General features: G+C 68.5%; 11 protein-coding genes. 3 read left to right on the plus strand and 8 right to left on the minus strand.

The window, feature by feature from the left end:
* Window positions 1-81: 81 nt before the first annotated feature.
* Both mfd and NBE95_RS11125 read right to left on the minus strand, forming a co-directional pair.
* On the minus strand, window positions 82-3,546 hold the full coding sequence (gene mfd, locus NBE95_RS11120; RefSeq protein ID WP_289895518.1) for a transcription-repair coupling factor: 3,465 nt from the start codon (window positions 3,544-3,546) through the stop codon (window positions 82-84).
* A 42-nt stretch (window positions 3,547-3,588) separates the two neighbouring features.
* Complete coding sequence (locus NBE95_RS11125; RefSeq protein WP_289895519.1) at window positions 3,589-4,155, minus strand: hypothetical protein; 567 nt, start codon at window positions 4,153-4,155, stop codon at window positions 3,589-3,591.
* A gap of 150 nt (window positions 4,156-4,305) precedes the next feature.
* On the opposite strand from NBE95_RS11125, the gene hemB reads away from it, so the two are divergent.
* Window positions 4,306-5,304 (plus strand): porphobilinogen synthase, encoded by a 999-nt coding sequence (gene hemB, locus NBE95_RS11130; RefSeq protein ID WP_289895520.1) that lies wholly within the window; start codon window positions 4,306-4,308, stop codon window positions 5,302-5,304.
* Between the two features lie 90 nt (window positions 5,305-5,394).
* Window positions 5,395-5,979, plus strand: coding sequence for a lipid-binding SYLF domain-containing protein (locus NBE95_RS11135; RefSeq protein WP_289895521.1), 585 nt, complete (start codon window positions 5,395-5,397; stop codon window positions 5,977-5,979).
* 50 nt (window positions 5,980-6,029) lie between these two features.
* On the opposite strand, the gene NBE95_RS11140 is transcribed toward NBE95_RS11135, so the two are convergent.
* Window positions 6,030-6,677, minus strand: a complete 648-nt coding sequence (locus tag NBE95_RS11140) for a lytic transglycosylase domain-containing protein (protein WP_289895522.1) — start codon at window positions 6,675-6,677, stop codon at window positions 6,030-6,032.
* Between the two features lie 210 nt (window positions 6,678-6,887).
* Between NBE95_RS11140 and ssb the strand changes: the two genes are divergently transcribed.
* A complete protein-coding gene (gene ssb, locus NBE95_RS11145) occupies window positions 6,888-7,391 on the plus strand; it encodes a single-stranded DNA-binding protein (protein ID WP_289895523.1) in 504 nt (167 codons plus the stop codon).
* Between the two features lie 65 nt (window positions 7,392-7,456).
* On the opposite strand, the gene NBE95_RS11150 is transcribed toward ssb, so the two are convergent.
* The 5 genes from NBE95_RS11150 to NBE95_RS11170 are packed head-to-tail and all read right to left on the minus strand — an operon-like array spanning window position 7,457 to window position 12,454.
* A complete protein-coding gene (locus NBE95_RS11150; protein WP_289895524.1) occupies window positions 7,457-8,227 on the minus strand; it encodes an FCD domain-containing protein in 771 nt (256 codons plus the stop codon).
* Between the two features lie 8 nt (window positions 8,228-8,235).
* The gene (locus tag NBE95_RS11155; RefSeq protein ID WP_289895525.1) at window positions 8,236-9,720 is read right to left on the minus strand and encodes a M81 family metallopeptidase; all 1,485 of its coding nucleotides are present in this window, start codon (window positions 9,718-9,720) and stop codon (window positions 8,236-8,238) included.
* Window positions 9,717-10,976, minus strand: coding sequence for a Zn-dependent hydrolase (locus tag NBE95_RS11160; RefSeq protein WP_289895526.1), 1,260 nt, complete (start codon window positions 10,974-10,976; stop codon window positions 9,717-9,719). Before NBE95_RS11160 ends, NBE95_RS11155 begins: the two co-directional genes overlap by 4 nt.
* A 9-nt stretch (window positions 10,977-10,985) precedes the next feature.
* Entirely contained in the window at window positions 10,986-11,690 is a 705-nt protein-coding gene (locus NBE95_RS11165) for an ABC transporter ATP-binding protein (RefSeq protein ID WP_289895527.1), read from the minus strand.
* Window positions 11,687-12,454 carry an ABC transporter ATP-binding protein gene (locus NBE95_RS11170; RefSeq protein ID WP_289895528.1) on the minus strand — a complete coding sequence of 256 codons (768 nt, stop codon included), beginning with the start codon at window positions 12,452-12,454 and terminating at the stop codon, window positions 11,687-11,689. Before NBE95_RS11170 ends, NBE95_RS11165 begins: the two co-directional genes overlap by 4 nt.

Below are 12,454 nucleotides of genomic sequence, written 5' to 3' on the forward strand. Positions count from 1 at the left end.
CCCGATGGTGTTCACCGTTGCCCAAATACCCGGGGGTCCGGGGGCAACGCCCCCGGTCCGGCTGCGCGGCGATGACCGGCGTCAGCCCTTCGCCTTGCCTTCCTTGATCTTCGCCGCCAGTTCCTTGGCGATGGCGAAGCTGCCCTTGATGCGGTCGGCATCCGTGGGCCAGTCGCGCAGCACGACGATCCGGTTGTCGGTGACCTTGGCCTGGCCGCGCTGGTCGTGAATGAACTCGACCAGCCCGGCCGGGTTCGGGAACTTGTCGTTATGGAATTGAATGGTCGCGCCCTTGGGCCCCGCATCCAGCTTGGAAATATTCGCCCGCTTGGCCATGGCCTTGATGCGGATGACCAGCAGGAGCGTGTTGACCTCGCGCGGCAGCGGACCGAACCGGTCGATCAGTTCGGCGGCGAAACCTTCCAGCTCCACCTTCGTGGTCAGTTCGGCCAGCCGCCGATAAAGGCCCAGCCGCACGTCCAGATCCGGCACATAGCTTTCGGGGATCGTCACCGGCACGCCCAGGTTCAGTTGCGGCGCCCATTCATCCTCGGGCGTGCCCTCGATCTCGCCGGATTTCAGCTTGGCGATGGTTTCCTCCAGCATCTGCTGGTAAAGTTCGAAGCCGACCTCCCTGATATGGCCGGACTGCTCCTCGCCCAGCAGGTTCCCGGCGCCGCGCAGGTCGAGATCCTGCGAAGCCAGGTTGAAGCCGGCGCCAAGACTGTCGATGGCGCCCAGGAATTTCAGCCGCCGCATCGCTTGCGGGGTCAGCGGCACCCGGGGCTTGGTGGTCAGATAGCAATAGGCCCGGGTCTTCGAACGCCCGACCCGACCGCGGATCTGGTAAAGCTGCGCCAGGCCGAACATGTCGGCGCGCCAGACCACCATGGTATTCGCCGTCGGAATGTCGAGACCGGATTCCACGATGGTCGTCGCCAGCAGAACATCCGCACCGCGGTCGTAGAAGGCGTTCATGCGCCGGTCCAGATCGCCCGCCGCCAGCTGGCCATGGGCGACGATGGTGCTGACCTCGGGGACATGCTCCTTCAGCCATTCCTCGACCTCGGGCAGGTCCGCGAGGCGCGGCACGACGAAGAAGCTCTGCCCGCCGCGATATTTCTCGCGCAGCAGCGCCTCGCGGATGGTCACGCTGTCGAATTCCGACACATAGGTGCGGATCGACAGCCGGTCCACCGGCGGCGTGCCGATGATCGACAGATCCCGCACCCCGGTCAGCGACAGCTGCAGCGTGCGCGGAATCGGTGTCGCGGTCAGGGTCAGGACATGGATGTCGCTGCGCAGCTCCTTCAGCCGCTCTTTGTGAGCGACGCCGAAATGCTGCTCCTCGTCGACGATCAGCAGGCCCAGATTCTTGAATCGCACCTGTTTCGACAGCACGGCATGGGTGCCGACGACGATATCCACCTTGCCCTCGGCCAAGCCCTTGCGGGTTTCGGTCGCATCCTTGGCGGATACGAAACGCGACAGCGGCCGGACATTGATCGCCGTGCCCCGGAACCGTTCGGCAAAGGTGCGGAAATGCTGGCGCGCCAACAGCGTGGTCGGCGCCACCACCGCGACTTGCCGGCTCTGCGAGGCCGCGACGAAGGCGGCGCGCATGGCGACCTCGGTCTTGCCGAAGCCCACGTCGCCCACGACCAGCCGGTCCATCGGCCGACCGGCGGCCAAGTCCTCGGCCACGTCGGCAATGGCCGCCGCCTGGTCCTCGGTCTCGGCATAGGGGAAGCGGGCGGCGAAGCTTTCGATCTCGTGATGCTCGGGTTCGAGGATCGGGGCCGGCCGCAGCAGCCGCTCGGCCGCGACGCGCATCAGCCGGTCGGCGATCAGCTTGATGCGTTCCTTGAGCCGCGCCTTGCGCGCCTGCCAGGCGCCGCCGCCCAGCTTGTCGAGCAGCCCCTCCTCATGCCCGTAGCGGCTGAGCAGTTCGATGTTTTCCACCGGCAGGTAAAGCCGGTCGCCGCCGGCATATTCCAGCGCCACGCAATCATGCGGCACGCCAAGCGCCTGCACGGTTTCCAGCCCGGTATAGCGGCCGATGCCGTGTTCGACATGCACCACCAGATCGCCCGGGCTCAGCGTCGTGGTGTCGCGCAGAAAGTTCTCGGCCTTGCGGCGGCGTTTCGCGCCCCGGATCAGCCGGTCGCCCAGCACGTCCTGTTCCGAGATCACCGCCAGTGCGCCGGTGGCCGCGCCGTCCGAGGTGAAACCTTCCTCCAGCGGCCAGACCGCCAGCCCCAGCGCCCCGGGCTGATCGGGCAGGTCGCGCAGATCGGCGATGGGCTTGGCGCCCTTGAGCCCCTCGTCCGCAATCAGCCCGGCAAGTCGTTCGCGCGCACCTTCCGAGAAACTGGCGATCACCACCCGGCGCGAAGTTTGAAGATTTCGAATATGATCTGAAAATGACTTGAAAAGGTTGATATTCTCGGATTGACGCTCGGGGGCGAAATTGCGCCCGACCCGGCCGCCGGCATCCAGGACGCCCGGACCCGGCGGTTGGGGCAGCACCGACAGGCGCAGCACCCGATGCGCGGCCAGCCAGCGCGCCCATTCGACCTCGTCCGGAAACATCTCGGCGGGCGGGACCGGCCGATACACCGTGTCGGTGCCGCCCTTGCGGGCCAGCGCCTCGCGCCGGGCCTCGAACTGTTCGGTGATGGTGTGCCAGCGTGCGTCGCGAACCTGGTCCAGATGATCGTCCGCCACCACCGAGGCACCGGGCAGGTAGTCGAACAGGCTTTCCAGCCGGGCATGGAACCAGGGCAGCCAATGCTCCATGCCGGCCATCTTGCGGCCGGCGCTGATCCCCTCGTAGAGCGGATCGTTGGCGGCGGCGCCGTATTCGGCGCGGTAGTTCTGGCGAAAGCGGGTGATCGCAGGCTCGTCCAGGATCACTTCGGACATGGGCGCAAGCTCGATGCGATCGAGCTTTTCGATGGAACGCTGTGTTTCTGCATCGAATCTGCGCGCGCCCTCCAGAACGTCGCCGAACATGTCCAACCGGATCGGACCGGAATCGCCGGGCGGGAAGATGTCGATGATGCCGCCGCGGATCGCGAAATCGCCGGGCTCGGTCACGGTCGGCGCCTGCGAGAAACCCATGCGGGCCAGGAAGGCGCGCAACGCAGCCTCATCCATGCGGTCTCCCACCGCGGCCGAGAAGCCGGCATCGCGCAGCGCCTCGCGCGCAGGCACCCGCTGCATGGCGGCCGACAGCGTGGTCAGCAGCACGAAGGGCCCTTTCAGCGCGCCATGTGCGAGCGCCGTCAGCACCGCCATGCGTGCCGCCATCACCGCCCCCGCCGGCGAGACCCGGTCATAGGGCGTGGTGTCCCAGGCCGGAAACTCCAGCACCGCGGCCTGCGGCGCGAAAAAGGCCAGCGCCGCCCGCATCGCAGCCATGCGGCGGTCGTCGCGGGCGATGTGGATGACGGGATTGCCGCGGGCCAGTTCGCGCGCGACCAGCGCGGCGTCCATGCCCTCGGGCGCGCCGGACAGGATCAGGTGTTCGGGATGCGGTGCCATGCGCCCCGAGGTAAAGCCGGCACGGGCGAAGTCAAGCCCGGTTCAGAACCCGAAAGGATGCGCGATCATCCAGACCGCGCCGTAGAAGGCAGTCAGCGCCACGGCGAGGATCGACATCGCCACGGCCGCCGTCTTGTGGCGGCGCATCAGCCGCGCGGCCTCGGCCCCGGCCTCGTTCACCGGCTGACCGACCTCGGCCCGGGCCAGCACCGCGCGCAGCCGCCGCGCCAATCGCAGCTCCAGTGCGAAAAGCAGGGCGAAGGGCAGGACCAGCAGCACCAGCGCCTGCGCCATTTCCAGCCCGTAGCCGAATCCCAGGACGGTCAGCGCCGTCAGCAGGAAGGCGCCCAGGCCCAGCAGGATCGCGCCCTCGCGCTGGTCGATGCGCCAGCGCGGCAGGGTCAGCGACAGCCAGTCGAGCAGCGTCAGCGCCGCCGGGTCGTCCTCGGGGCCCGGCTCGGTGCCGACGGCCCCGGCGATCACGTCCGAGGGCACGCCGAGAACGCGCCGCCCCGCCATGGTCCAGGCCAGCATCAGGATCACCCAGAACCAGATCGAGCCGAAGGACCGGCTGTCCAGCAGGGCGAGAATTCCCTCGGGTCGGAGCACGTCTTCTCCTTGCATCGGTTGCGACAGGCAAACTAACCGGGCCTGGTGCAAAGGAAAACCACGATTTTCCGGCGCTGGAGCCGGGGGGTTGCGCCCTGCCGGCCCAGGGTGCAGTTTCAGGCCCAGATCCCCGCAGCCACAGGCCCCGCCATGTCCCCGTCCCCGATCGCCGCCCCGTTCCCCGCCACCCGCCTGCGCCGGCTGCGCCGCACGCCGGCGCTGCGCGCCATGGTGACCGAGGTGACCCTGACCCCCGCCAACCTGATCTGGCCGATCTTCGTGACCGAGATCGCCGGCGGCGAGGGCGAGATCCCGTCGATGCCGGGGGTCGAGCGGCTGACGCTGGAGGGCGCGAAGCGCGCCGCGGAAACCGCGATGCGGCTGGGCATCCCCGCGATCTGCATCTTCCCGCATTCCGACCCGGATCTTAAGACCGAAAGCTGCGAGCGCGCCTGGGACCCGGAAAACATCGGCAACCGCGCCATCCGCGCCATCAAGCAGGTGGCGCCCGAATTGGCGGTGATGACCGACATCGCGCTGGACCCCTATAACGCCAACGGCCATGACGGGCTGGTGCGCGACGGGGTGATCCTGAACGACGAGACGGTCGAGGCGCTTGGCCGCATGGCGCTGGTTCAGGCCGAGGCGGGGGCGGATATCCTTGGCCCCTCGGACATGATGGACGGGCGCATCGGCGCGCTGCGCGGCCTGCTCGAGGCGAACGGCCACAAGGACGTGGCGATCCTGTCCTATGCGGCGAAATTCGCCAGCGGCTTCTATGGGCCGTTCCGCGATGCGGTGGGCGCCTCGGGGCGGCTGGTCGGCGACAAGAAGACCTATCAGGTGAACCCGGCCAACCGCGAGGAAGCGATGCGCTGCGTTGCCCGCGATCTCTCCGAAGGTGCCGACATGGTGATGGTCAAGCCGGGGATGCCCTATCTGGACATCTGCCGCATGGTGAAGGACCAGTTCGCTGCCCCGACCTTTGCCTATCAGGTCAGCGGCGAATACGCGATGATCGAGGGCGCGATCCGCAACGGCTGGCTGTCGCGCGAGGTGGTGGCCGAAAGCCTGCTCGCCTTCCGCCGCGCCGGCTGCGACGGCATTCTAAGCTATTACGCCCCGCAGGTCGCCGAAAGGCTGGCATGAGGGCCGGCGGTCCTTTATCATCGCCGCCTTGACAGGCGGGCCAGCCGCCGAACCGGGAACGAGGGGCGAAACATGATGAATTCCAACGGAATGAGCCGGCGCCTTGTGCTGCGTGGCGGTTTGCTGCGTGGCGGTTTGCTGCTGGGCGGCGCGGCGCTGGGGCTTGCGGGCTGCTCGAACGCCATCGGCCAGGACGCGCCTTCGCGGCTGGACGCGCGGGTCGATGCGACGCGGGACTTCCTGCTGCGCAGCTATCCCAATGTCGCGCCCATGGTGCGGAACGCCAAGGGCGTGCTGTACATGCCGCTGATGACCGAGGCGGGCTTCGGCGTCGGCGGCGCCTATGGTCAGGGCGCGCTGCGCATCAACGACGTGACGGTGGATTACTATTCGGCGACGCAGGCCAGCGTCGGCTTCCAGATCGGCGCCCAGCAATACGCGCATGTGCTGATCTTCCAGACCGATGCGGCGCTGGCCGATTTCCGCAAGGCGCCGGGCTGGGTGGCCGAGGCCGGGGCCTATTACGCCCTGCCCGCCGGCGGCGTCTCGATGGGCACCGACACCATCACCTCGCAGCAACCGGTGGTGGCGATGATCTTCGGCCAGTCCGGGCTGATGGCCGGCGCCTCGATCGCCGGAACGAAATACACCCGGATCATCCCCTCGACCTTCTGAGGCCGCGACCGCAAGCGGAAAGGCCGGGCGTCCCGCCCGGCCCTGGAGCCTCAGCCGCCGTGGATGATGCGGACGTAGTTGCGCGTCTCGCGATAGGGCGGCACGCCGCCATATTTCGCCACCGCCGCCGGCCCGGCATTATAGGCCGCCAGCGCCAGCCGCCAGCTGCCGAAGGTGTTGTACATCATGCGCAGGTAGCGCGCGCCGCCTTCCAGATTCTGCTCCGGGTCGTTCGGATCGACGCCCAGCTTGGCGGCGGTGCCGGGCATAAGCTGCGCCAGCCCCCGCGCCCCCTTGTGCGAGCGCGCCGAGGGATTCCAGCCCGATTCCTGCTGCACCAGCCGCAGGAACAGATCCTCGGGGATGCCATGCTTGCGGGCCATGGCACGGGCATGGGGCAGATACTGGCTGCGCCGGCTGCCGCGATAGGCGGGAACGGCGGAAGGCAGATCCAGTTCGACCACGCTTTTCGTCGAGGTGCCACCGGGGCGCAGCCGCGCCGATTGCTGGTATTGCCCGGCCAGGCGCGAATCCATCAGCCGGGTCTGGCGCTCGAACTGCGCCAGCCGCGACTTGCCGCTTTTCACCTGCAGCCGCAGCCCCTCGGCCGCGGCTGGCGCGACCAGCCCGGCCGAAATCGTCAGGGCGATCACCGCCCGACCAAACTGGCGCAGCATCGCCCGATTGCGTGAAAGCATCTCTGGTCCCTCATGCATGCCGTCGTGTTTTTTTGTGCTGCACTATAGCGCAAAGCCGGGCGGGTGCCGCAAAAGGATTGCACGCGGCCGTGGCGGCCGAATTGTTCGGCGGATTTCCGCCGATAAACCCTTCCGCTTATCGGCGCGCTACCGTAAGCGGGGCCTCCGCGCTACACCCGCGCAAGACAAACCCAAGAAAAGGACCGCAGCATGGCAGGCAGCGTGAACAAGGTGATCCTGGTCGGCAATCTGGGTCAGGACCCGGAAATCCGCACCTTCCCCAGCGGCGGCAAGGTCGCCAACCTGCGCATCGCGACGTCCGAAACCTGGAAGGATCGCAATACCGGCGAGCGGCGCGAGCGCACGGAATGGCACACGGTGGCGATCTATTCCGAGCCGCTGGTCCGCGTGGCCGAGCAATACCTGAAAAAGGGCTCCAAGGTCTATGTCGAAGGCCAGCTCGAAACCCGCAAATGGCAGGACCAGAGCGGCAACGACCGCTATTCGACCGAGGTCGCCCTGCGCCCCTTCCGCAGCGAATTGCACATGCTTGACGGCCGTGGCGCCGGCGGCGGCGGCGGCGGCCGCGACGAGGGTTATGGCGGCGGCGGCTACGGTGGCGGCGGCTATGGCGGCGGCGCCTCGGGCGGCAGCCCGTCCGGCGGCGGGCAGTCGCAGAGCCGTCCCGATTTCGACGACGACATCCCGTTCTGATCCCGGCCCCCCGGGCCGCGCTGACAGATCCCGGTCCCGGCCCCTTGCGGCCGGGACCTTCCGTTTCAGAACCGGCTCAGCAGGTCCGAGCGGAACGACGCATCCAGCCGGCGCATGTAGCTTTCGGCGCAGCACATGTGGTCATGCATGATCCGGGCCGCGGCATCGCCGTCCTTGGCGCGGAAGGCGGCCAGCAATTGCCGGTGGCTTTCGATATTCGCCTCGCCGAAGATCTCGTGCTCGCGCATGCTTTCGCTGCGATAGCTGACCAGGTCGCGCAACATGCTGTTCAGGAAGCGGCACATGAAGACCAGAATCACGTTGTCCGAGGCCTCGCAAAGGATGTCGTGGAACTCGGTCTCGGCCCGGCGGACCACGGCGCGGTCCTGCGCCGCGTTCGCCGCTTCGCAGATGCGGATGTTCTGTTCGAGCCGGCAAAAATGCGCGGAGGTCAGCTTGCCGATGACGTTGCGGGCCAGGCTGACCTCCAGCGATTGGCGCAGCTCGTAGACCTGGGCGAAGTCGATCTTCTGGAAATGCAGGTATTGCCGCAGCTGCTGGGTGACGATGTCGATCGAGGCGGGCTGGATCTCGGGCCCGCCGTTCGGACCCGAGAGCATGCGCACCAGTCCCTCGACCTCCAGCGCCTTCAGCGCCTCGCGGATGGTGCCTTTCGAGCAGCCGTAATGCTCCATCAGCGCGCGCTCATGCGGCAGGCGGTCGCCGGGCAGCAGGCCGTCCCGGGCGATGCGGCGGCGGATGTCCTCGGCCACCTGATCCGACAGCTTGATGCGGGTCAGCCTGCGTTCCTTGCCTGCCGGCGCGTCCTGATCCATGCGATGCTTCAGCCTTGCCAGATTGTCCCCGGGTCCAGCGGATATATGGGCCGGGCGAGTTTTTTGAAAGCGAACAGACCGTAATCCGAAGCGGTTACACCCGAGCTTGCGCATTCCACCACCGCCTTGGCCAGCGGCTCGAAGACCGGGCGGCAATACATGCGCGATTTCAGGTGCAGGAAACGCGCCTGCGCGGCGTCGAGCCCCAGGCAGGAGAAGCAGCCCAGGTCCAGCGGTTCGTGCGGTTCCTCGCAGATCACGATGCGCGCGGCACCGATGTCCACGGCGGCGGCGCGGCCCATCGACAGCTCCTGCCCGTGATAGATCGGCCCGGCGACGCGATAGCGCCCGTCCGACAGCGCCGCGACCCGGCCTTTCAGCCGCAGCGGCGGGCGCGGCGCCGGCAGGCCCTCGGCCGGGGTCTTGTTGCCCAGCCGGATCTCGACCGCCGCCCCCTCGCCCGCGGCGAAAAGCTGCGCCACGGTCTCGGGGTCGGCAATCGGGCCGACCAGGATGCCCCGCTGCCCGGCGGCCAGCAGTGCCTCGAGCACGTCCATCACGTCGCAGCTGCCGCCCGACATGCAATTGTCGCCATGGTCCAGAAGCAGCACCGGCGCCGAACCGTCCGCCAGCGCGGCGGCGCGGGCGATGGATTGCCCCAGGGGCTCCTCGGCATAGACATATTCGGCGCGCCGCCGCCATGCCTCGCGGCCAAGCTCACTCGCGACCGCGCGGGCAAGCTCGGGCGTGTCGGCGACGGTGACGATGGAGAGGCCGGTCTCGGCCAGATCCGAGATCGGAAAGCCGCCAAACACCGTCACCGCCTGCACGCCGGGCCGCGTCTCGGCCTGCCGGGCAAGCGCGATCAGGTCGGTCATGGCGCAATCGGTGGTGGTGTTCATGCACAGCGTCGCCGCCAGCATCGGCGGATGGCAGAGCGCCATGGCCGGGCGCGGGCGGCCGGAAAGCAGCGGCTCGAACAGGCGCGCGACATGCTCGCCGGTCTCGACCATGTCCACATGCGGATAGGTCTTGAAGCCCGCGATCAGGTCGCAATGGTCCAGCATGGCTTGGGTGATGTTGCCGTGCAGGTCCAGCGCCACGCCGATGGGCACGCCCGGAGCCGCCGCGCGGACGCGGCGCAAAAGCTCGCCCTCGCCATCGTCATGGCTGCGGGTGACCATGGCGCCGTGCAGGTCCAGCAGGATGCCGTCGCAGCCCTTTTCCACCGACGTCAGGATGGCCTGCGCCATGGCCTCGAAGGCTTCGTCCTCGACCGGCCCCGAGGGCATGGCATGGGCGATCAGCGGCACCTCGATTTCGGCGCCGATGCGGTGGGCGAAGGCGTGGAAGGCGCCGATGGCGGCGGGATAGGTCGCGGCCGCGGCCAGCGCCTCCTCGCCCCATTTCGGGGCAAAGGCGGCCAGCGGGGTCTTGACCGGCGAGAAGCTGTTGGTCTCGTGGTTCAGCCGGGCCAGGACAAGGCGGGTCATGCGGCGGCCCCGTTGCGGGCCTCGGCCATGCGGCGGTCGTAGTCCAGCACCGCCTCCAGCAGCACCTGCGCGCCGGCGGCGCATTCCGCGGGCTCGGTCGATTCCGCGGGGTTGTGGCTCAGCCCGTCCTTGCAGGGCACGAAGATCATCGTCGTCGGCGCCACGGCCGCGGCATGCGCGGCGTCATGGCCGGCGCCCGAGATGATGTCGCGCGTCGAGTAACCCGCCGCCTTTGCCCCCGCCCTGACCGAGGCGATGCATCCGGCGTCGAACACCACCGGCGCGGTGCGCGAGATCTGCTCCAGCCGGCTTTCCAGCCCGACCGCTTCGGCGGCATCCCGCACCAGCGCCTCGACCTCGGCCTGCATCCGGTCCAGCACCGCATCCGAGGGGTGGCGCAGGTCGATGGTGGCGCGCACCTGCCCGGGGATCACGTTATGCGAGTTCGGGGTGATTTCCAGAAAGCCGATGCTGCCCACGGCGTCCGGGTGCGCCTTGGCGATGCGGTCGATGCCCTCGATCACCCGCGCCATGCCCAGCAGCGCGTTGCGGCGCATCGCCATCGGGGTCGAGCCGGTATGCGCCGCCGTGCCGATCAGCGTCAGTTCGAACCAGCGCATGCCCTGGATGCCCTGCACCACGCCGATCCGCACCCCCTCGGCCTCGAGGATCGGGCCCTGCTCGATATGCAGCTCGAACATGGCGCCGAAGCGGACGGACCCCGCCTCGGCCTCGCCGCGATAGCCGATGCGGTCGAGGCTGGCGCCGAAGCTGTCGCCGCGGGCATCCACCCGCGCGTCGCCATAGTCGCGGCCATAGACCCCGGCCCAGATGCCCGAACCAAGCATGGCCGGCGAAAAGCGCGAGCCCTCCTCGTTGGTCCAGTTGACCAGCATCAACGGCGCCTCGGTCTGGTAGCCGGCGGCGTCGAGCGTGCGCAGCACCTCGAGCCCCGCCAGCACCCCCAGCACGCCGTCGAATTTGCCGCCGGTCGGCTGGGTGTCCAGGTGGCTGCCCATGGCGATGGCGGGCAGGTCCGCGCGGGTGCCGGGCCGGGTGGCGAACATGTTGCCGGCCTCGTCCACGGTCATGCTCAGCCCCAGCGCGTCGCATTGGGCGCGCAGCCAGTCGCGCACCCGGCGGTCGTCCTCGGACAGCGTCAGCCGGGCGATGCCGCCATCCGGCGTGGCCCCGATCTGCGCCGTCTCCATCAGGCTGTCCCACAGCCGGGCAGCGTCGATATTCAGGTTAGACATGGGTTTTCCTTATGCCTTCACGCCCAGATAGCGGTCGATGGTATCGGGGTCGCTGCGGAACTCAGCGGCACTGGCGCAATGCACGATGCGGCCGAGTTCCAGGATGTAATGCCGATCGGCCAGCTGGCTGCAGACCGCCAGGTTCTGCTCGACCAGCAGGATCGGCACGCCGGCCTCGCGGATCAGGCGGATCTGGGCGACGATCTCCTCGACGATGATCGGGGCCAGGCCCTCGACCGGCTCGTCGAGCATCAGCACCTTGGGACCGTTCAGCAGCGCCCGGGCGATGGAAAGCATCTGCTGCTCGCCGCCCGAAAGCTGGCCGCCGCCGTTCTTCCTGCGCTCCTCGAGGCGCGGGAAGATGCGGTAGATGTCGCCAAGCGACCAGGGCGAGCCGCGCTTCTCGGCGATGCGCAGGTTCTCCTCGACGGTCAGCAGCTGGAAGATGCCGCGATCCTCGGGCACCAGCGACAGCCCGGCAGCGGCGATGCGATGCGCCGGCTGGCCGGTCATGTCGCGACCGGCCAGTTCCACCCGGCCCTGCCGCGGCGTGATCAGCCCCACGGCGGTTTTCAGCGTCGTGCTTTTGCCGGCGCCGTTGCGGCCCAGCAGGGTGACGATCTCGCCCGGCCCGACCTCCAGCGTGACGCCCTGCAGGATGTGGCTCTTGCCGTAATAGGCATGCAGATCGGTCAGTTTCAGCGCGGCGGTCATGCGATGTCCCCCGTGATCATGTTGCCCAGATAGGCGCGCTGCACCTCGGGATCGTCGCGGACCTGGGCGGGCGGACCCTCGACCAGCTTGCGGCCCAGCCGCATCACCGTGACCATGTCCGAGATGTTCATGACGATGCCCATGTTATGCTCGATGAACAGCACGGTATGGTCGCGGCCCAGGTCGCGGATCAGCTGCTTCATCGCCTCGATGTCGTCGATGCCCATGCCGGATGTCGGCTCGTCCAGCAGGATGACGCGCGGCCGCGCCGCCATGGCCATGCCGACCTCCAGCCGGCGCTGCTGGCCATGCGACAGCTCGCCCGCCAACCGGTTCGCGACCGGGCCCAGCTCCAGCCGCGCCGTCACTTCGTCGACGATGGCCAGCGCCTCGGTGTTCGTTTCCGCCCGCCGCCAGGGGACGAGCGCCGCCCAGGGCGTGCGGCCCTGGGCGGCCAGCCGCAGGTTCTCGCGCAGGGTCAGGTTCGGAAACAGGCTGGTGACCTGGAACGAGCGTGCGATCCCCAGCCGCACCCGGTCGTCGTCCGAGGTGTCGGTGATGTCGCGCCCGTCCAGCTCGATCCGGCCGGACGAGGCCCGCACCCGCCCGGTCAGGGCGTGAAACAGCGTGGTCTTGCCGGCGCCGTTCGGGCCAATGATCGAATGGACCGAGTTGCGGCGGATCTGCAGATCCACGTCGGCCAGCGCGTGGAAGGTGCCGTATTTGACCCCGAGGCCGCGGGTCCGCAAGGCGATGTCGGTCAT

The sequence above is a fragment of the Paracoccus sp. TOH genome, from assembly GCF_030388245.1.
GTDB classification, from domain to species: domain Bacteria; phylum Pseudomonadota; class Alphaproteobacteria; order Rhodobacterales; family Rhodobacteraceae; genus Paracoccus; species Paracoccus simplex.